The sequence below is a fragment of the Bradyrhizobium sp. CCBAU 11430 genome (assembly GCF_028128855.1).
Classification (GTDB): Bacteria; Pseudomonadota; Alphaproteobacteria; order Rhizobiales; family Xanthobacteraceae; genus Bradyrhizobium; species Bradyrhizobium ottawaense.
In genome coordinates this window covers 56,170-75,978 of sequence record NZ_LBJV01000070.1, presented here as the reverse complement: position 1 = coordinate 75,978, position 19,809 = coordinate 56,170, and the positions used below count along the sequence as shown (strand labels likewise).

General features: G+C 66.0%; 19 protein-coding genes and 1 tRNA gene. 11 read left to right on the top strand and 9 right to left on the bottom strand.

Annotation, left to right across the window (positions count from 1 at the left end; genetic code table 11):
- Positions 1-43: 43 nt before the first annotated feature.
- From XI04_RS30125 to XI04_RS30100, 6 genes are all read right to left on the bottom strand, one after another.
- The gene (locus XI04_RS30125) at positions 44-1,237 is read right to left on the bottom strand and encodes a CaiB/BaiF CoA transferase family protein (RefSeq protein WP_271608957.1); all 1,194 of its coding nucleotides are present in this window, start codon (positions 1,235-1,237) and stop codon (positions 44-46) included.
- A 35-nt stretch (positions 1,238-1,272) separates the two neighbouring features.
- Positions 1,273-2,202 carry a glycine reductase gene (locus XI04_RS30120; RefSeq protein ID WP_271608958.1) on the bottom strand — a complete coding sequence of 310 codons (930 nt, stop codon included), beginning with the start codon at positions 2,200-2,202 and terminating at the stop codon, positions 1,273-1,275.
- A gap of 144 nt (positions 2,203-2,346) precedes the next feature.
- On the bottom strand, positions 2,347-2,928 hold the full coding sequence (locus XI04_RS30115) for an NUDIX domain-containing protein (protein WP_271623875.1): 582 nt from the start codon (positions 2,926-2,928) through the stop codon (positions 2,347-2,349).
- Positions 2,929-2,938: 10 nt separating this feature from the next.
- Positions 2,939-3,382 (bottom strand): GNAT family acetyltransferase, encoded by a 444-nt coding sequence (locus XI04_RS30110; protein WP_038972096.1) that lies wholly within the window; start codon positions 3,380-3,382, stop codon positions 2,939-2,941.
- Complete coding sequence (locus tag XI04_RS30105) at positions 3,379-4,806, bottom strand: FAD-binding oxidoreductase (protein WP_271608960.1); 1,428 nt, start codon at positions 4,804-4,806, stop codon at positions 3,379-3,381. Before XI04_RS30105 ends, XI04_RS30110 begins: the two co-directional genes overlap by 4 nt.
- Positions 4,807-4,828: 22 nt before the next feature.
- Positions 4,829-5,818 (bottom strand): L-threonylcarbamoyladenylate synthase, encoded by a 990-nt coding sequence (locus tag XI04_RS30100; protein WP_271608961.1) that lies wholly within the window; start codon positions 5,816-5,818, stop codon positions 4,829-4,831.
- Positions 5,819-5,886: 68 nt separating this feature from the next.
- Between XI04_RS30100 and XI04_RS30095 the strand changes: the two genes are divergently transcribed.
- The 4 genes from XI04_RS30095 (at position 5,887) to XI04_RS30080 (ending at position 10,937) form a co-directional block, all read left to right on the top strand.
- Positions 5,887-5,963 (top strand) — tRNA-Pro (locus XI04_RS30095).
- Positions 5,964-6,239: 276 nt separating this feature from the next.
- The gene (locus tag XI04_RS30090) at positions 6,240-8,027 is read left to right on the top strand and encodes a sensor histidine kinase (protein ID WP_271608962.1); all 1,788 of its coding nucleotides are present in this window, start codon (positions 6,240-6,242) and stop codon (positions 8,025-8,027) included.
- Positions 8,024-9,382: a sigma-54-dependent transcriptional regulator gene (locus XI04_RS30085; protein WP_038951195.1), complete on the top strand. Its 1,359-nt coding sequence runs from the start codon at positions 8,024-8,026 to the stop codon at positions 9,380-9,382. The genes XI04_RS30090 and XI04_RS30085 overlap by 4 nt, the downstream gene beginning before the upstream one ends.
- A 283-nt stretch (positions 9,383-9,665) precedes the next feature.
- Entirely contained in the window at positions 9,666-10,937 is a 1,272-nt protein-coding gene (locus XI04_RS30080; protein ID WP_028141618.1) for an MFS transporter, read from the top strand.
- A gap of 32 nt (positions 10,938-10,969) precedes the next feature.
- On the opposite strand, the gene XI04_RS30075 is transcribed toward XI04_RS30080, so the two are convergent.
- Entirely contained in the window at positions 10,970-11,296 is a 327-nt protein-coding gene (locus XI04_RS30075; RefSeq protein WP_038951193.1) for a hypothetical protein, read from the bottom strand.
- Positions 11,297-11,530: 234 nt separating this feature from the next.
- Positions 11,531-11,755, bottom strand: a complete 225-nt coding sequence (locus tag XI04_RS30070) for a hypothetical protein (protein ID WP_028141616.1) — start codon at positions 11,753-11,755, stop codon at positions 11,531-11,533.
- A 264-nt stretch (positions 11,756-12,019) separates the two neighbouring features.
- Between XI04_RS30070 and XI04_RS30065 the strand changes: the two genes are divergently transcribed.
- From XI04_RS30065 to XI04_RS30045, 5 genes are all read left to right on the top strand, one after another.
- Positions 12,020-12,979 carry an N-carbamoyl-D-amino-acid hydrolase gene (locus tag XI04_RS30065; protein ID WP_097668747.1) on the top strand — a complete coding sequence of 320 codons (960 nt, stop codon included), beginning with the start codon at positions 12,020-12,022 and terminating at the stop codon, positions 12,977-12,979.
- A 1,168-nt stretch (positions 12,980-14,147) separates the two neighbouring features.
- Complete coding sequence (locus XI04_RS30060) at positions 14,148-14,702, top strand: TetR/AcrR family transcriptional regulator (RefSeq protein ID WP_271608963.1); 555 nt, start codon at positions 14,148-14,150, stop codon at positions 14,700-14,702.
- 52 nt (positions 14,703-14,754) lie between these two features.
- Entirely contained in the window at positions 14,755-15,948 is a 1,194-nt protein-coding gene (locus XI04_RS30055) for an MFS transporter (protein WP_271608964.1), read from the top strand.
- Between the two features lie 205 nt (positions 15,949-16,153).
- Positions 16,154-16,573 carry a hypothetical protein gene (locus XI04_RS30050; protein ID WP_028144074.1) on the top strand — a complete coding sequence of 140 codons (420 nt, stop codon included), beginning with the start codon at positions 16,154-16,156 and terminating at the stop codon, positions 16,571-16,573.
- A 138-nt stretch (positions 16,574-16,711) separates the two neighbouring features.
- The gene (locus XI04_RS30045) at positions 16,712-16,909 is read left to right on the top strand and encodes a hypothetical protein (protein WP_028144073.1); all 198 of its coding nucleotides are present in this window, start codon (positions 16,712-16,714) and stop codon (positions 16,907-16,909) included.
- 14 nt (positions 16,910-16,923) lie between these two features.
- Here XI04_RS30045 and XI04_RS30040 read toward each other — a convergent pair whose 3' ends face one another.
- On the bottom strand, positions 16,924-18,156 hold the full coding sequence (locus XI04_RS30040) for a class I SAM-dependent methyltransferase (protein WP_028144072.1): 1,233 nt from the start codon (positions 18,154-18,156) through the stop codon (positions 16,924-16,926).
- A gap of 152 nt (positions 18,157-18,308) precedes the next feature.
- On the opposite strand from XI04_RS30040, the gene rfbC reads away from it, so the two are divergent.
- Entirely contained in the window at positions 18,309-18,833 is a 525-nt protein-coding gene (gene rfbC, locus XI04_RS30035) for a dTDP-4-dehydrorhamnose 3,5-epimerase (RefSeq protein ID WP_028144071.1), read from the top strand.
- Positions 18,830-19,726, top strand: a complete 897-nt coding sequence (locus XI04_RS30030; protein ID WP_028144070.1) for an NAD-dependent epimerase/dehydratase family protein — start codon at positions 18,830-18,832, stop codon at positions 19,724-19,726. The genes rfbC and XI04_RS30030 overlap by 4 nt, the downstream gene beginning before the upstream one ends.
- Positions 19,727-19,809: the final 83 nt, after the last annotated feature.

Genomic DNA, 19,809 nt, shown 5'->3' with positions numbered 1-19,809 from the left:
CTGACGCTTGTCCGGGACGACGGCCGAGTTTTTTGTTGGAGCGTCACACAATCTCCCGTGCCTTAAGCGCCGCGATCTCCGCCGCATCAAACCCCAGCTCGCCCAGCACCGCATCGGTATCGGCGCCGAGCTCCGGTGCCATCCGGTCCAGCCTGCCGCCGCCATGGGCGAGCTTGAAGCCGCTGCCGGCAAAGCGCAGCTGTCCGTAGGGCGTATCCAGCTGCTGAATCGCGCCGCGCGCCTGCACTTGCGGATGGTCGATGACCTCCTCGACCTTCCAAATGCTGGCGCAGGGCGCGCCGGCGTCCTCCAAAATGGTCTCCCATTCGCGCGCCGGCTTTGCCGCCAGCGCCGCTTCGATGATGGCGCGCAGCGCGGGCTCGTTCTCGTTGCGGGAAAACCAGTCGGCAAAGCGCGGATCTGACAGCGTGTCCTCGCGGCCAAGCGCAGCCATCAGCGCGCGGTACTGCTTCTCGTTGTTGACGGCGAGCAGGATGTGGCCGTCGCCGCACTTGAACAAATTCGCCGTGGTCCTGCGGCTCACCGCCTGATTGCCCGAGAGCTGTTGGCGATGGCCGGCGACCGACCAGTCCGCGATCTGTCCCGATAGAAACGCCATCGTCGCCTCCAGCATGGAGACATCGACGAACTGCCCCTTGCCGGTGCGGTCGCGCTGATACAGCGCGCTCGACACGCCGAACGCGGCGGTGGCGCCCGACAGCACGTCGCACACCGCAAAGCCCGCGCGCGTCGGCCCCGTCTCGGGATGGCCGGTGATGGCCATGATGCCCGACAGCGCCTGCATCTTGCCGTCATAGCCGGGCCGCAGGCGATCCGGGCCGGTCTGGCCAAAACCCGACACCGCGCAATAGATCAGTTTTGGATTGATCGCGGACAGCGCTTCATAGCCGATGCCGAGCTTGTCCATCACGCCGGGGCGGAAATTCTCCATGACGACGTCGACGGTCGCTGCGAGCTTCTTCACGATCGCGATCGCCTCCGGCTTCTGCAGATCGAGCGTCAGGCTGCGCTTGTTGCCGTTGACGGCCTGGAATGCGGGGGCGAGCCCGCGCTCGGCCCATTCGCGTGAGAGCGGCGTGCGGCGCATGTCCTCGCCCTCGCGCCGCTCGACCTTGACGACATCGGCTCCCAGCAGCGCGAGCTGGTAGCTCGCATAGGGGCCGGCCAGCACTTGGGTGAAGTCCAAAATCTTCACGCCCTCGAACGGTCGCGTCACGTCGCTCTCCCTTGATTTGTTGTCATTGGAGGACGTCAGGCGGCGCGGTTGCCGCGCGCGATCTCCTTCTGCTTGTCGAATTCGGCACGGCGCCGCGCCAGCTCTTCCGCGCTGAGCTGCGCGACGTTGTTGTAGTCGAGCTTCCAGGAGGCATCTTCGCTCCAGCGCAGCGGCGACTGCATCGTGGTCTGCGGACCGCTCGCGCTCTCCAGCAGCTTGAGCGCCAGCTCGAGCGTCTGCGCCTGCGAGGCGACGTCGTGCGGCTTGCCGGCGGAATTGCCGAGCGGGAAATCGCTGAACAGGAACCGCGGCACGGCGGCGTGCTCGATGATGTCCTTGGCGCAGCCCATGATCACGGTCGGGATGCCGTTTCGCTCCAGATGCCGCGCCACCAGCGCGGTGGTCTGGTGGCAGACCGGGCAGTTCGGCACCAGCACCGCGACGTCAACCTTGTCCGCAAGGCAGCGCGCCAGGATGTCCGGTGCATCCGTGTCGAGCGTGACGCGATGGCTGCGGTTGGTCGGTGCGCCGAAGAAGCGCGGGGCGACCTCGCCGATGCGGCCGGCGGCGGACGCCTTCAAGAGCTGCGGCAACGGAAACCAGGTGCCGTTGTCGGTCGCCGAGGTGTGCTTGCGGTCGTAGCCGATATGCGAGATGCGCAGATCGTGCTCTTTCGATGTGTCGCCGTCATAGACCTGGTAGAACTTGGCGCCGCCATTATACGCCGCGCCCGGCCCCTGATCGCCCTTGCTGGGATCATACGGCGCAGCGGTCGTGATGATGGTCACGCGCGACTTTGCCAGCGGCTTCTTCAGCGGCTGAAACGGCGCCTCGGTGTAATGCGCCCAGCGATACGCGGTGGTGTAGCCGATCGCCGCGTAATAATCGCGGGTGCGCTGCATGTAGGGGACGGGGGAATCATAGTCGGGCGCAAAGCCGAATTCGTCGTCGCGCGGCGCGGACATGGCGCGTCTCCTGGTTCTTGGTTGGCGACAGACTAGAGGTAGTTTTGTGGTTGCTCAACGGGGGCAAGGGGGGCGCAGGCCTGAATTGCAGAATGAGGTGGGGCGGTGCCTCTGACCCTTCACTGGAGGGGGAGGGTAAGCACGTCACCTGAAAATATGCAGCGCCACATATTGCAGCAGCATGATCGCCTTGGCGTCGATGATGCAGCCGTCGGCGATCATCGCCAGGGCCTCGTCGATCGAGAGCTCCAGCACCTCGATGTCCTCGCCCTCATGCTCCAGGCCGCCGCCGTCGCTGACCCGCATCGAAGGCTCGTACTCGGCGACGAAGAAATGCAGCTTCTCGGTGATGGCGCCGGGGCTCATGAAGGCCTCGAACACCTTGTGGACGTGGTGCAGGCGATAGCCGGTCTCCTCCTCGGCCTCGGCGCGGATGCGCTCTTCGGGCTCGGCGTTGTCGAGCACGCCGGCGGCGGCCTCGATCAGGAGATCGTTGTAGCCGCGGATGAAGGCCGGCAGGCGGAACTGGCGCACCAGGATCACGGTACGCCCAGCGCGATTATACGGCAGCACGGCGGCGGCGTTGTCGCGCTCATAGGTCTCGCGGTGCTGCGTCTGCCACTCGCCACTGGCGCGCCGGTACTCGAACGTGGTGGTCTTCAGCGTGGTCCAGCCGTCCGAGAGCACGCGGACGTCCTTGATGCGGACGCGGTCGGAAATGGTCATTTGCCTGATCTCAGTTGCTTGGCGTGGCGGAGCGGCCGTCGAGCCACTTCTGGAACATCACGGATGTCGATAGCTCGAAGCCGAGCGAGCCGTAGAACGCATTGGCCTGCGCGTTCTCGCGGCGGACGAGGAGCTGCAGCTTCGAAATTCCGGCCGCGCGCAACCAGTCCTCGGCCGCCGCCATGATGACGCGGCCATGGCCGCGCTTGCGGCCGTCGGGGTCGACCGCGACGTAATAGACCCAGCCGCGGTGGCCGTCATGGCCGACCATGACGGTCGCAACGATCGCGCCGGCGTCGCGCCCGACCAGCACGGTCGAGTTATCGCGCCGCCGTGCCAGAGCGATGTCGGCATGCGGGTCGTTCCAGGGCCGCGTCAGGCCGCAGCGCTGCCACAGCGCGACGACCTCTTCGACATCGGCATCCCCGATGGCGTCGATCGCAAGAGCGCTCACAGCACTTTCCCCGGATTCATGATGCCAAGCGGATCGAGCATCGCCTTGATGGCGCGCATCAGCTCGATCGCGGTCTTGTCCTTGACGTCGGGCAGCTCGTCGCGCTTGAGCACGCCGATGCCGTGCTCGGCCGAGATCGATCCGCCCATGCGCAGCACGATCTCGAACACGACGGCGTTCATGTCGTGCCAGCGCGCCAGAAAATCCGCGGTATCGGCCCCGATCGGCTGGCTGACATTGTAATGCAGATTGCCGTCGCCGAGATGGCCGAACGGCACCGGCCGCGCGCCCGGGATCAGCTTCACCACGGCGGCGTTGGCTTCCGCGATGAATTCAGGCACCGCGGCGATCGGCACCGAGATGTCGTGCTTGATCGAGCCGCCCTCCGGCTTCTGCGCCGACGACATCTCCTCGCGCAGCTTCCAGAAATTGTTGCGCTGGCTGAGGTTGGCCGCGATCACGGCGTCGTCGACGATCTCCTCTTCCATGGCGCGGGCGAGGATCGTCTCCAGCGGCGTGCGGGCGTCGTCGCCGGGGGAGGACAACTCCATCAGCACGTACCAGGGATGCTTCTCGCTGAGCGGATCGCGCACGTCGATGCCGTGCCGCACCGAGAAATCGACCGCCATCTCCGACAATAGTTCAAAACTCGTCAGCGCGCTCGCGGCCTCGCTCTGCGCGATGGTCAGCAGCTTCAAGGCCGCCGCTGGCGACTTCAGCCCGACATAGGCGGTCTCGACCGCCCGCGGCTTCGGAAACAGCTTCAGCGTCGCCGCCGTGATGATGCCGAGCGTGCCTTCGGCGCCGATGAAGAGATTGTGCAGATTGTAGCCGGTGTTGTCCTTCTTCAGCTTCGACAGCACGCCCAGCACGCGCCCGTCGGCGAGCACGACTTCCAGCCCCAGCGCCATCTCGCGCGCCACGCCATAGGCGAGCGCCGCGGTGCCGCCGGCATTGGTGGAGAGATTGCCGCCGATGGTGCAGCTGCCTTCGGCGCCGAGCGAGAGCGGAAACAGCCGGTCGACGTCGGACGCCTTCGCTTGCGCGATCTGCAGCACCACGCCGGCTTCGACCGTCATGGTGTTGGAGGCGGTGTCGACTTCGCGGATCTTGTCGAGCCGCCGCAGCGACACCACCACCTCGCCATTATGCGGCGTCTGCCCGCCGACGAGCCCGGTGTTGCCGCCCTGCGGCACTAGCGCGATTTTGTGTTCTGAGGCGAGCCTGCAGATTGCGGAGACCTCCGCCGTCGAGCCCGGACGCAGCACCAGCGGCGAGCGGCCGTGGAACAGATTGCGCTCCTCTGTGACGTAAGGCTCGATGTCGGTTGCATCGGTGATCGCGTGCTTGTCGCCGACGATCTTGCGGAATTGGTCGATCAGTTCGGGCGCAAGTGGAGGGATCGCAGGCTTATTGATGTTCATTGTCTCGTCTCTACTTCCACTCTCATCTCGCCACGGCAGCCCGGCGTAGCCGGTCGTTGATCGCTTCGCCCAGATCGTCTTCGGGGATCGTCATCACCGCGATGGCCCGTGGCCCCTTCGCATCGAGGGCGCGAAGATAGCCGAACAGATTGGCGGCGGCTTCATCGAGATCACCGGTGGGCGACAAATTCATGACGGCGACGGCCGTATCGACGCCAGGCAGGCGCTCAGAGCCGAACGCCAGCAGCGCTTCGCCGGGCGCAACGTCCTGCGCGCGAAGCCGCACGCTGGCGCGCGGCGCGTAATGCGAGGCCAGCATGCCCGGTGCCAGCGGCTGGCTGTCGTCGCTCTCGGCCTCCACCGGCAGCCGCGCCAGGGGGGCGCCCAGCACCGCCTCGATCCGCTCGCGCGACAGCCCGCCGGGGCGCAGCAGCATCGGTGCCTCGAGGCAGCCGACAATGGTCGATTCGACGCCGACCGTTACAGGCCCGCCGTCCACGATCAGGTCGATCCGCCCCGACAAGTCGCTCTCGACATGGGCCGCCAGCGTCGGCGAGACGTGGCCGGAGATGTTGGCGGACGGCGCCACCACGGCGCCGCCGAAGGCGCGGAGGATCGCCTGCGCCACCTTGTGCGCGGGAATGCGAATCGCGACCGTGTCGAGGCCCGCGGTGGCGAGCTCGGCCACCGCGCAGCCCTCCGTCTTCGGCACCACCAGCGTCAGCGGTCCCGGCCAGAACGCTTCCGCGAGCCTCAACGCGCGCGCGTCGAACCGGCCGATCCGCCGCGCGGCGGCAATGTCCGGGACATGGGCGATCAGCGGATTGAAGGCCGGCCGCCCCTTGGCGGCGTAGAGATGGGCGATCGCGGCGGCATTGGCCGCATCCGCCCCGAGCCCGTAGACGGTCTCGGTCGGAAACGCGACCAGCCCGCCGGCGGCCAGCGTGCGGGCCGCAGCCTCGGCGCCGGCCTCGCCGGCCGGTAAAATCAGCGTTTCAAGACCCGTTTTCACAGGGACAAAATTCCTCATGCCGGCCGCTTGCAGTGCGCCGAACCCGCCGCTATAAGCCGCCTTCTTGTCGGAGTGTGGCTCAGCCCGGTAGAGCACTGCGTTCGGGACGCAGGGGTCGCAGGTTCGAATCCTGCCACTCCGACCATTCTTCCAAAAGTCGACGTTTTCCAGAGGTTTGGCGGACCGGCCGCCGGCGCCTCGGGAGCGCCCTTTTGCAACGATTTCGGGATCGGGTCCACGGCCGATTTGGCCGGGCAGGGCGGTCTGTTGCGGCGGCATGGCTTGTTGCGGCCCATGGGCCGGACCCGACCGACCGGACGGCTCGGCATTCCCCCAGCAGCCCCTTTTCCGCGCGGCGTTCCCCTCGGGCGCCGGTCGCGCGATATGCTACCTAGCGATATCGTCCCGGTCCGGAGCCCAGATGCAAACTCCTCGTCCAGCTCTGCGGCGGCACACGCTGACGGGCGCTCTCGCGCTTGCGGCGATCGCGGCGGTGGGCTGGCTGGCCTACGTTCTCGCGCTGGATGCAGGGTTTGCGCGCATGCAGCGGGAGGGCAATGACCGGCTTGCGCTGATTGCAAGCACCTTCGACGCGACCGTCGCGCGCTATCGCTATTTGCCGGCGGTTCTGTCGCTCGCCGATCCCATCCGCGAGCTCTACCGCGATCCCCATGACGCATCGGCGACCGCCGCCGCGAATCGCTACCTCAATTCGCTCAACCAGGGAGCTCGATCGGCCGAGCTGTATGTCCTCGACAGCACCGGTCTCGCTCTGGCGGCGAGCAATTTCGACCAGGATTCGAGTTTCGTCGGGCACAATTACGCGTTCCGCGCCTATTTCGTGGACGCCATGCGCGCCGGCGAGGGCCATTACTACGCCGTCGGCGCCACCACGGGACAGCCCGGCTATTTCCTGTCGCATCGGATCGTGGAGGGCGGCAAAACCCTCGGTGTCGCCGTGGTCAAGATCGATCTCGGTTCGCTCGAGTCCGACTGGGCGCGGGCGGGCGACCTCGTGGCGATGGAGGACGAGAACGGCGTGATCTTCCTCGCCAGCCGCGAGGACTGGAAATATCGTCCGCTGCTCCCGGTGCCGGCGGAGCGGCTCGCAGAGCTGAACGCCGCACAGCAATTCGGTCAGGCGATCGACGCCGCTCCAATCTTCGTGCCCGAGCGCGATCGGCAGCGCATCCAGATCGGTCGCGCGCGCGGTCGCGGTAATGCCGAGCTCGGGGAATACGCCCTTCAGGTCCATCCGCACGACCAGGGCTGGAAGCTGCTCCTGTTCTCGGACGTCGCGGATGCCAAGCGCAGTGCGGCGACCGTCGCGATCGCGAGCGTCCTGGCTCTCGTCGCCGCGCTGCTGGTCGTGCTGGTTGCCTGGCAGCGGCGGCAGGCCGTCAGGGCGAAGCTCGAGGCGCATGACGTTCTCGAGCGGCGCGTGGCCGAGCGCACGGAAGAGCTGCGCCGGACCATGGAAAGCCTGGTGCAGAGCGCCAAGCTCGCGAGCCTCGGCCAGGCGCTTGCCGGCGTCGCGCACGAGATCAACCAGCCGCTCGCGGCGCTGATCACCTATGTCGCGAGCAGTCGCGTCCTGCTCCGCCGCAACGAGGTCGATCGCGCGGCCGCCAACCTCGACCTGATGTCTTCGATCGCCGAGCGCATGATGGCACTGATCGATCATCTGCGCATGTTCGCGCGCAAGGAGACCGGGACGCGCAGCGCCGTAGAGCTCGCGCCTGTCATCGACAATGCGGTCCGCCTGCTGCAATACCGCATCGACCACGAGCATATCGAGGTGGTGCGCGAGGCGCCTGCCGAGCCGCTCCATAGCCTTGCCAATCCGATCCGGCTCGAGCAGGTCGTCGTCAATCTGCTGTCGAATGCGATCGATGCGATGCGCGATTGCGAGCGGCGGGTGCTCCAGGTCCGGCTCGGCCGCCGCGACGACAGCGCTGTGATCGAGGTCGGCGACACCGGCGCCGGCATCGTACCCGAGCACCTCAAATCGCTGTTCGACCCGTTCTTCACCACCAAGGAGATCGGCGAGGGGCTTGGCCTCGGGCTTTCGATCTCGTACGGAATCGTCAGGGAGTTCGGAGGAGATATCTTGGTGGAGAGCGCGCCGGGCAAAGGCTCGACTTTCAAGGTCGTCATTCCGGTCGTGGATGTCGCGCCGGTTTTCCAGCAATCGGAACTGCAGGCATGAGCGGGTCCTTGCTCGTCGTCGACGACGAGGAGATCGTCCGCAATTCGGTGCGGCAGTGGCTGGAGCTGGGCGGGTTCACGGTCCGGGTTGCCGCGGGCGCGGACGAGGCCATGCGCCTCGTGAAGGAAACTCCGCCCGACGCCGTGCTGACCGATTTTCGCATGCCGCAGCGATCCGGGCTCGAGTTGATGCGCGACATTCGCCGCGCCGATCCTGATATTCCCGTCGTGCTCCTGACCGCGCATGGCGACGTGCCTCTGGCGGTCGCTGCGATGCGCGAGGGCGCCTACGATTTCCTGCAGAAGCCTCATGATCCCGAGCTGCTCTCGGCAGTCATGACCCGCGCGATCGAGCGGCGACAGTTGAAATTGCAGCTTCGCCAGCTCTCGGATCGCCTCGCCGCGCCTGGCGAGATCGATGCCCGCCTGATCGGCCTGTCGAAGCCGATGGTCGCGGTGCGCGCCAGCGTGCTCGAGCTCGCCGGTCACGATCGCGACGTGATCGTCACCGGCGAGACCGGAACCGGCAAGGAGGTGGTGGCGCGGGCCCTGCACGATTTCGGTCCGCGCGCGAAGGCGCCTTTCGTTGCCGTGAACTGCGCCGCGATCCCGGCCGAATTGTTTGAAAGCGAATTGTTCGGCCATGAGGCCGGCGCCTTCACCGGCGCACGTGGCGCCCGCATCGGAAAGTTCGAGCACGCGAGCGGCGGCACGCTGTTGCTCGACGAGATCGAAAGCATGCCGCTTCCGTTCCAGGCCAAGATCCTGCGGGCGCTGCAGGAGCGCGCGATCGAGCGGGTCGGGTCCAACAAGCTGCTGCCGGTCGACGTTCGCGTCATCGCGGCAGCCAAGGGTGATCTCGCGGCCGACAGCCGCCAGGGGCGCTTCCGCTCCGACCTTTACTTCCGTCTTGCGGCGGCGGAGGTCCACCTGCCGGCGCTGCGCGAGCGCGGCAATGACGTCCTGCTGCTGTTCGAGCATTTTGCCGCCGCTGCCGCCCAGGGCGCGGGCCGCACGATGTCGCCGCTGCGGGCGGACGATCTCGATGCGCTGCTCGCGCATGACTGGCCTGGCAATGTGCGCGAGCTGAAGAACGTCGCCGAACGCTATGCGCTGGGACTGGTCGCGACCGGTCGCAGCGTCGCCGAGATCCTTCGACGCGGCGAACCGGGAGCGCCGCAGCGGTCGCTCGCCGACCGTGTTGCGGCCTACGAGCGTGCGCTGATCGAGGCCGCCTTGCGCGAGCATGACTGGTCGATTGCCGCCGTCACCGAGGAGCTCGGCGTGCCGCGCCGGACGCTGAACGAGAAGATGGCGAAATACGCGCTGGCGCGGCCCGGCCGCAGGGAGCCCTGAGCCGGCGATTGATCGGCGGAAATCCGCCGATGTCGACATTCGCATCGGCGGATTCTTGCCGACGCTCCCGCCCTCGCGTGGCCGTCCTCCTCAAAAACTGCGCAATTTACGGCAATTCCCCCCGTTTTTGCGTGCCGCTCACGATTGGCACGGTCGTTGCTGAAGCACCGCCGAAACCATCCGGTTTTCCAATAAATCTGCGGAGGACGTCGTGAGTTCACAGGAAGCCTCGATTCAGACTGTCGGAGCGCCCGCCACGGAGCAGCGTGCCGATATCACCGACATGAAGCGCCGGTTGCGCGCGATCTTCGTCGGCTCGGTCGGCAATCTCGTCGAGTGGTACGATTTCTACGCCTATGCGGCGTTCTCCCTGTATTTCGCCAAGGCGTTCTTCCCTGATGGTGACGAGGTGGTGCAGCAGCTCAATGCGGCGCTGCTGTTTGCTGCGGGCTTCCTGGTGCGCCCGCTCGGCGGCTGGATGTTCGGCCATCTGGCCGATCGCTATGGCCGGCGCAACGCGCTGACGCTGTCCGTCGTGATGATGTGCTTCGGGTCGCTGATCATTGCGGTGACACCGACTTATGCTTCGATCGGTCTGGCCGCTCCCGTCATCCTCGGCCTCGCGCGGGTCCTGCAGGGGCTGAGCCTCGGCGGCGAATACGGCACCAGCGCCACCTATCTCAGTGAGGTCGCCGACGAGAAGAATCGCGGCTTCTACTCCAGCTTCCAGTACGTGACCCTGATCGGCGGGCAGCTCTGCGCCATCCTCGTGCTGCTTCTCCTGCAGAAGGTGTTTCTCTCGACTGAGGAGATCCGGGCCTGGGGCTGGCGCGTGCCATTTGCGTTCGGTGCCGTGCTCGCGGTCGTCGCGGCCTTGATGCGGAGCAATCTGCACGAAACCGACGCCTTCAAGAGCAGCCAGGCCGCGGTGAAGAAATCCAGCTCGATCCGCGCGCTGCTGAACTACCCGCGTGAGCTGATGCTCGTGGTGGGGCTGACCATGGGCGGCACGGCGGCGTTCTACACCTACACCACCTATATGCAGAAATTCCTCCGCCTGTCGGTGAAGCTGACCGACGACCAGACCACCATGGTGACAGCGGGAAGCCTCGTCTTCGCGATGGTGCTGCAACCGGTCTACGGTGCGATCTCCGACCGCATCGGGCGCAAATGGCTGCTGATCGGCTTCGGCGTATCCGGCACGTTGTTCACCATTCCGTTGCTGACGACGCTGCAGGCCACGCACGATGCATTTTCCGCCTTCCTGCTGATCGCCGCCGCCTGGATGATCGTGTCGGGCTATACTGCGATCAATGCGGTGGTGAAGGCGGAACTGTTTCCGACCAGCGTACGCGCAACGGGCGTCGGGGTGCCCTATGCGCTGACCGTCTCGATCTTCGGCGGTACCGCCGAATCGATCGCGTTATGGTTCAAGTCGATCGGCCACGAAAGCTGGTTCTACTGGTATCTGACCGGCTGCATCGCGGTTTCGCTGCTGGTCTATCTGACGATGCGCGACACCAAGGCGACGTCCGCGATGGATCGTCACGAATAGGTCGGGGTCCCCGGGGCGGGCGGTGGGGTTCCTCACCGCCTTGCCACCACCACCCCCACCAGAAACGCCACCAGCAGCGCCGGCAGCGGCGCTTCGCGCACCATGCCGCGAACGATGTCGGGCCAGTGCTGTTCGGGGACGAGTTTTGGGGACCTGACTTCAGGCGTCGCAGGTATGTCCCAGCTCGACGCGAGTTCGGCGATCTCGCTTTGCGCGAGACGCACGCCGTCACGCACCCGGAAGATCGCAGCCTCCGATTGCTCCCGCGGCGCGAGCGCCGTCAGCGTCGCGATCGCCGTGCGTAGCGTCATCTCGCCAAAACCTTGCAGCCTCACCTGCTCCTCGGGATCGGACGTCATGCGAAATCCCTTACAGCGCGAAATGGCGCGCGAGAGCGAAGGCCGCCGTCGCGCACAGGACCAGCGTGGATACCGCGCCGGCCACGCCGCGCGCGAGATGGGTTCGCGTCAGGTGCCTGGTCATGATCGTGCTCCATGCTCTCATGGAAATGACGGCGAGAGAGGTTGGTTCCTCGCGCGACTGAGAGGGAGCGACGGGTTTCGCTGGCGCCAACGCCGAATCGCCAGGGGTGACTACTTCCGCAGCAACTCGCTCAATGCCGCCGTCGCCTCGGCGCAGCGGATGTCGTCGATCTCGCGGGACAGGCTGAGCGCGCTCGCTCTCAGTTCCTCGAGTTTCCAGCTCTCCGGATGCTGGTTTTCGAGTTGACCGAGACGCTTGTTCAGATCGTCCAGTCTCGACTGGAGCTGCCCGATGCTGGCATCTCCATTCACTTTCCAAACGCGTTGTGCACGCATCGCCGTTCCCCTGCTAGTCTCACGGCCTTGTGAGAGCGGTTCGTGGCCGGAATGGGAGTTTGTTTTGTCCGGCTTCAGATCGCGGGGAACCGTTGCAGATTCGCAACGTTTTGATGCGCGGGCGCCGGCCGCTGCACAATGATACCCGTAGGCATGGAATTTGATTGTGCCTCATCGCGACGATGGGTCGAGCCGGCCTGTGCGCGCGGTGCGCTGCTAGATAGGCTCAGGCCCGATGCACTCCGGAAGACGAGGGAATGAGGCGTGGCGAGATTCGTAACTATCGCAGCCGGCCAGCTTGGCCCGATCGCAAGGACCGCGAGCAGGACGGAAGTTGTCGCCCGGCTGATGGCCTTGATGCGCGAGGCGAAAGCCTGCGGCTGCGATCTGATCGTCTATCCCGAGCTTGCGCTGACGACGTTTTTTCCGCGCTGGTATTTTGAGGATCAGGCCGAGATCGACAGTTTTTTCGAGCGCGAGATGCCGGGGCCGGAGACGCGTGCCCTGTTCGATCTCGCCCGCGAGATCGGTATCGGCTTCTATCTCGGCTATGCCGAGCTGACGGTCGAGGCCGATGTCGTCAGGCGCTACAACACGTCCATTCTGGTCGACAAGAGCGGCGCGATCGTCTCGAAGTATCGCAAAGTCCATCTGCCCGGCCATGCCGAGCCCGAGCCGTGGCGGAAATTTCAGCATCTGGAAAAGCGCTACTTCGAGCCGGGCAGCGGTTTTGGCGTGACCGAGGCCTTCGGCGGCGTGATGGGCATGGCGATCTGCAACGACCGCCGCTGGAGCGAGACCTACCGGGTGATGGGCCTGCAGGGCGTCGAGATGGTGCTGATCGGCTACAACACGCCGGTGCACAATCCGCCCGCGCCCGAGCATGACGATCTCTCGCTGTTCCACAACCATCTGGTGATGCAGGCCGGCGCCTACCAGAACGGCACTTTCGTGGTCGGCGTCGCCAAGGCCGGCGTCGAGGAGGGCGTGGATCACATCGGCGGCAGCTGCATCATCGCGCCCTCGGGCGAGATCATCGCGCGATGCACGACCAAGGGCGACGAGATCGCGCTGGCGCGCTGCGATCTCGACCTCTGCAACTCCTACAAGCGCACCACCTTCAATTTCGACCTTCACCGCCAGCCGCAGGCTTATGGGATGATCGTGGAACGGAAGGGCGTGACGACGACGGCGCATGGGACGCCGGTGTTGCGGAAGGGGTGATCTCCATCCTGACGACCGTGCAGGATGACGGAGCGGAGAGGGCTGTGTCGCCCTCTGTCAATCCACGCGCGCAGAAATATTCCACTTTACCGAAATTCGGTTTCGGCGTATGTGTTGCCCGTCCCGGCTTGACCTTGAGGGGCGATCGCGCGTCGTCACGTTTCGCGAGCCGGGTTGCGGTGGACGCGACAGCGTCGGCACGAGATGGTAGCGGGCAGGGCGGGTAGTCCCTGTGAGCCCGAAACCGCGTGCGGACGAGCGACGCTGAACGCGTACGGCAAAACCGTGTGGTCCTGGCCGTCGTTGCTACGGTCAAGTCCTGCGAAGGTGCGAGCGGGCCCAACCGGGCAGACTGCATCATCCAATTCGCGGGAGCGAGGGAGGCCAGAAGGAAAGTTCGGCTCCCGGGAGATCACGGCATATGCCGTCCGACCATCGCGCAGGGAAGGCCGAGTGATCGGCACCACCTGTATGCTGCTGTGCGGTTCTTCCTGCGTGTGCATTTCGCGCAGCGGACCGCGGGTGCGAACCGGCACCCGGCCTTCCCTGCGCCCTCTTGGATTGGAGGGTGGAGAGTTGAAGCAAAGCTCGGGCGAAATCCGCCGCGAGGACGCGAAGGCGTGTCTGTGAGCTGAGCTGCGTGCCACAAACTCGATATCGTAGGGTGGGCAAAGCGCAGCGTGCCCACGTCTTGTTGCTTATGGAGAGAGATCGTGGGCACGGCGCCATGCGCCTTTGCCCACCCTACGGCACTGCGCGCTTGGAGAACGAGCCATCGCCTCATACACCGTCATTGCTTCGTCGCTAGAGCTCGTCGCGATGACGGTGGAGAGGGCGAGCGCCACACTCCGCTCGCGTGCCCCGGACGCAGCGCAGCGCTCGGGCGATGCGAAGCATCGTCCGGGGCGGTGCGCTGCAGAGCCGGGGCCCATCCATCCGCATCGCGCCCTGTCGCCTTCTGGGTCCCGGCTCTGCGCCGCAACGCTTCGCGTTGCTGCTTGTCCGGGACACGAGGCCCGGGGCCTGCTTATCCGACCACCCGATCTCCCCCATCACAACCAATTGTCTTTATTAGGAAACAATCATTCCCTATTATCCCGCAATGCAAAAAGCCGCCCGCCGATCGCCGTCTGCCGCCCGTCCGCCCGGTCGTCCCCGGGAATTCGACATGGATACGGCGCTGGACCGCGCCGTGCGGGTGTTTCGTGAGCGCGGCTATCATGCGACCTCCATCGGCGACCTTACCGCGGCGATGCGGCTGGCGACGGGGAGCATCTACAAGGCGTTTCGCGACAAGCATGCGGTGTTCCTGGCTGCCTTCGAGCGCTATACGGCGCTGCGCCAGGAGCAGACCCGCAGCGCCGCCCGGCGCGGCACAAACGGCCGCGATCGGGTCCGCAATTTGCTGCTGTCCTATGTGGAGCAGTCCCAGGGCGCCGAGGGACGGCGCGGCTGCCTCGTGGTCGGCAGCGCGGTCGAATTGTCGGCGGTCGATTCCGTCGTCGCCGCCCGCGTCGCCGCGCAGCTCGAGACCAACGAAGATTTCATCGCCGGCCTCATTCGCGAGGGGCAGGCCGACGGCTCGATTCCCGGTCATGTCGCGGCCGACGACACCGCGCGGCTGATGATCTGCATCACGCAGGGCCTGCGTGTCGTCGGCAAGGCGCGCCTGCCGCTCGACGGGACCCGCCTCGTCGGCGTCGCGATGAAACTGCTCGCCTGAATTTGTGTCCTATTAGGGAACGATCATTCCCGTTTCTCGGAGACTTCGCGTCATGACGATGAATGCCACGATCGAGACCGCGCCCGAACCGGATGCGGTGTCGCAGCGCCTGACCTTCGTGCTTGCCGCGGCCTGCGGCATGATCGCGGCCAACATCTACTACGCGCAGCCGCTGATCGCCCCGATCAGCGCCGCGCTCGGCCTGTCGCACGCAGCTGGCGGGCTGATCGTCACCATGACGCAGATCGGCTACGGCACCGGGCTGCTGCTGATCGTGCCGCTCGGCGATCTCGTCGAGAACCGTATCCTGATCTGCTCCGTCATCACGCTCGGCGCGGCGGCGCTGCTCGCCGCCGCGTTCGCCACCCACGCGTTGCCGTTCCTGATCGCCGCGCTGTTCATCGGCCTCGGATCGGTCGCGGTGCAGATCATCATTCCCTATGCCGCGCATCTGGCGCCGGAAGCCATCCGCGGCCGTGTCGTCGGCAACGTCTCGACCGGCCTGATGCTCGGCATCATGCTGGCGCGTCCGGTGTCGAGCTTCGTCACCTCGGCGCTGTCGTGGCACGCGGTGTTCTTCGCCTCCGCCGCGCTGATGATCGTGCTGACGGCCGTGCTCTGGATGACGCTGCCGAACCGCAAGCCGGTGACGCGGATGCACTATGGCGAACTGTTGCTGTCGATGCCGCATCTGGTGCGGGCGACGCCGCTGCTGCGGCGCCGGGCGCTCTACCAGGCCAGCCTGTTCGGCTGCTTCACCCTGTTCTGGACGGTGGCACCGCTCCAGCTCGCCGACGCGTTCGGCTTCACCCAGCGCGGCATCGCGCTGTTTGCGCTGGCCGGCGTGGCCGGCGTGTTCGCGGCGCCCATCGCCGGACGGCTCGCCGATCGCGGCCATAGCCGCATCGCGACGCTGGTCGCGATGCTGCTCGCGGCCGGGGGCTTCCTCGTGACCTATCTCGGCGCGCCCGGCTCGATGCTGAACCTGGTCTGTCTGGTCGCGGCGGCAATTGCCATCGACGTCGGCGTCCAGGGCAATGTCGTGCTCGGCTTCCGCGCCATCTTCGCGCTCGGGCACGAGCACCGCAGCCGCCTCAACGGCCTCTACATGGCGACGTTCTTCACCGCCGGCGCGGCCGGCTCCGCGGTCGGCGCCTGGGCTTTCGCGCAAGGCGGCTGGACGCTCGCATCGGCCATCGGCCTCGCTCTGCCCGTCATCGGCTTGCTCTATGCGGCGACCGAATAGCCGCCGGCCACAGCAATTGTGCGATGCGGCCGTTTACCGGGCCGGCGGCGACCGAATAGCCGCCGGCCACAGCAATTGTGCGATGCGGCCGTTTACCGGGCCGCGGGAGGCAGCCGGGTGATGCAATTTGCATCTCGCGATTCCGGTGCTGCTGTAGTACTTTGGTCTCAAGCAGGCCCGGTTAATGGGCGGCAGGGGGAGGCTGATGAGGCGTGCGGGGCTGTTTGGCGTACCGCGGGTACGGCCATGGTCGTGGCAGGCGTTTCTGCTCGGATGCGTCGTTGTCGCCATGTCGGCTGCGTTTCAGGGCATTTGCGTTGCGCTCGGCGCAAAGCTCTATTTTGCAGCGTTCCTGCCCGGCCTGTTCATACTCGGCATCGTTGCGGGCACGCCGGCGGCGGGGTTTGCCGCGCTGTTCACCATTCCCCTGGTGTGGTGGGCGTTCATTCCGCCCTTCTTCGAGTTCAACGCGCTGAGCAACGCAAATACCGATTCCATCAACCTGTTCTGCCTGCTCGCGGTGCTGCTGATTGGCCTCGCCGATCTCTGCCGCGAGACCATGAGGATCGTCAGCCAGGGCGGGTTGAAGTCCCCGGGCGAGAGCGCGGCAACGAATCCGCAATAATTCGCCTTTGCCCGGCCGTGCACGTTGCGTCCGCGCAACAGTCCGGCAACCATCCGCAAGCTTGCCGCGCGCCGCTAACTTTTCGAAAAAGATTTGGCCGCAGTTTCTCCCCCGGGAATGACGAGGGAGTTTTCGGACATGAACGGTCAAGCCATCTTGGAGAATGTGCGCCGCTATCGCGGCATCGCATCGCTTTATCGCCAGACCGCTGCGTTCCGCCCGGGCCAGAGCTGGTCGCTGCTGGAGCAGGCGAGCGATTGGGAAGCGCGGGCGTTGTCGGAGCTGGAAGCCTATTTCGCGTTGCGCGCGGACTACGCCGCTCCGCTCGCAGCCTGATTGTTAACCATCGCTCACGATATGATCGTCAGATCGGGTGCGGGCACCACGAATCGTCCGCCCCAGGCGCGAACTTCCGCCAGCTGGGCGATGATCTCGTCCTTCAGATTCCAGGGCAGGATGAAGACGTAATCGGGCCTGGCCGCGATCAGGGCGGCGGGATCGCGGATCGGCAGATGCGATCCCGGAAGCAGCAGGCCCTGCTTATGCGGATTGCGGTCCACGGTGAACGGAATCAGCTCGCGCGTGACGTCGCAATAATTGAGCAGCGTGTTGCCCTTCGCAGGCGCGCCATAGGCCAGCACCGACTTGCCCGCGCGCCGCGCCGCGACGAGAAAGTCGCGGATCGTCTCGCGCTTGGCCGCCACCTTGGCCTGGAAATCACGATAGCTCGCCGGCTGGTCGAGCCCTGCCAGGGTCTCGCGCCGGCGCAAGCTCTCGAGTGTGGGCGAAGGGCTCTGAGGCGCAGCCTCGGCGCAGACATGCAGGCGCAGCGAGCCACCATGGGTCGGCAACTCGTCCACGTCGAAGACGCGCAACGCGTGTGCGCGAAACACCCTCTCGAGGGTCGCGAGCGAGAAGTACGACAGATGCTCGTGATAGATCGTGTCGAACTGGATGCCTTCGATCAGGTGCAACAGATGCGGAAGCTCCAGCGTGGCGCGCCCGGTCTCGGGCAGGAGAATGCGCAGGCCCGCGACGAAATCGTTGATATCAGGGACGTGCGGCAGCACGTTGTTGGCGACGATCAGCTCGGGCCTATGACCTTCGGCGCGCAGCGCGGTCGCGACGTCGCGGCCGAAATAGCAGATCCGGGTCGGAATCCCCTTGGCGATCGCAGCGGCCGCCGGACCGCTGGCCGGCTCGATGCCGAGCGCACGGATGCCGGCGCGCAGGAAATATTGCAGCAGATATCCATCGTTGCTGGCGATCTCGATCACCTCGGACGCTGCGCCGAGCTTCGCACGGACGACCATCTCGGCGGCATAGCTCTCCGCATGCCGGAGCCAGCTCTCGGAATAGGACGAATAATACAGATACTGCTCGAAGATGTTGGCCGCAGGCTCGAATTGCGGAAGCTGCGCCAGTCCGCAGGCGGGGCACACACGGGCATGCAGCGGATAGGTCGGCTCAGTCGCCTCCGCCCGCTCCGGCGGCACGAAGGAATTCGCCAAAGGCGACAGGCCGAGATCGACGAAGGTCTCATCGAGCTCCCGCGCGCAAAAGCGGCATCGATGCCTGTCCATGAACGGATCGTCCGGTTGTGCCGTCGTGCCGCGGCTGTTAGTGAATTCTCCCAAGCCACGGAAATTCCGACAACGTTGCGCATGATGCAACCCAAAAGGCGTTTCGGTGAACCGACGTTCGCAACGGCGGCGTCGCGGTGCGGAGGCCCGGGATGAAGTTCACTGCATTGGCGCTGCCAGGCGTGGTTGAAATCGGGATCGAGCCGGAGACCGACGCGCGCGGATTCTTCGCCCGGCTGTTCGATGCTGAGGCCTTCGCGGCGCAGGGCCTGCCGACGCATTTCGCGCAGCACAGCCTCTCGCATAACGAGCGCGCCGGCACGTTGCGTGGCCTGCACTATCAGATGGGCCGACCGGAGGCCAAGCTGGTGCGGTGCGTTGCCGGCCGCGCGTTCGACGTGATCGTCGATCTGCGCCGGTCGCTGCCGACCTATGGACAATGGTGCTCGGTCGAGCTCGCCGCCGGCCGTGGCAATGCCGTATTCATTCCCGCCGGATGCGCGCACGGCTTCCAGACGCTCACTGAGGGCACCGAGCTGATGTATTGCATCGATGTGCCCTATGACGCGCAAGGCGCGGCCGGCATTCGCTGGGACGATCCATCGCTCGCGATCGACTGGCCGCTTGCCGATCCTATTCTGTCCGCGCGCGACCGCGCGCTGCCGTGTCTCGCATGAGGCGGGTGTTGGTCACGGGCGCGTCCGGCTTCGTCGGTCGTGCGCTGTTGCCTGTGCTGACTGGTCGCGGCTTCGAGGTGCACGGCGTCACGCGCGCGACTCAATCGGCGGTGGCCGGTGTGACATGGCATGCGGCCGATCTCCTCACCGAAGCCGGCCGCGTACATGCGCTGTCGGCATCGCGGCCGACGCATCTCGTTCATCTCGCATGGGAGGTGCGGCCGGGCCGCTATCGCGAGGATCCCGTCAATCGGTTGTGGGCCGAGGCGAGCATTGACCTGTTGTCACGTGCGCGAGCCCGCGGCACCCAGCGCATCCTCGGCATCGGAAGCTGCCTCGAATACGGACCGCAGAGCGGCCCGTGCGAGGAGCAGGTGAGTCAATGCCGTCCCACGACACTGTACGGACAAGCCAAGCTCGCGACGGCCGAAGCCTATATCGCGGCAGGCGCCGCCTGGGGCCGCGTGTTTGTCCCGTTCGGGCCGCACGAGCCCGAGGCGCGCCTGATCCCCTCGCTGATCCGGAGCCTTCGCGCGGGACAGCATTTCGATTGCTCGCATGGCGGGCAGCTTCGCGATTTCGTCTATGTCGATGACCTCGCGCAGATGATCGCCGCCGTGCTCGACAGCGAGCTCTCCGGCGTCGTCAATCTCGCCAGTGGCGAGACGCGCAGCCTGCGCAGCGTGATCGAGCATGTCGCAGGTCTCCTCGAAGCACGCCATCTGGCCAGGTTCGGCGCCGTCGATGCAACGGGCATCGACGCCGAGCCGATCATTGCCGCCGACGTCCGCCGCCTCCGCGGCGTGACTGCAGGCGTGCCGGTCGTCGGATTCCAGGAGGGCGCCGCGCGCGATGTTGCGTGGTGGATCGACCGTCAGCCGGGGAGGGGATGACGTGCGGTCTCCTCGCAACAGGCCGGCGGCAAGCGGCACCTGTGGCAATTACGGAGTTGTCTGGCTGCCCGCCTGTGCTAGCA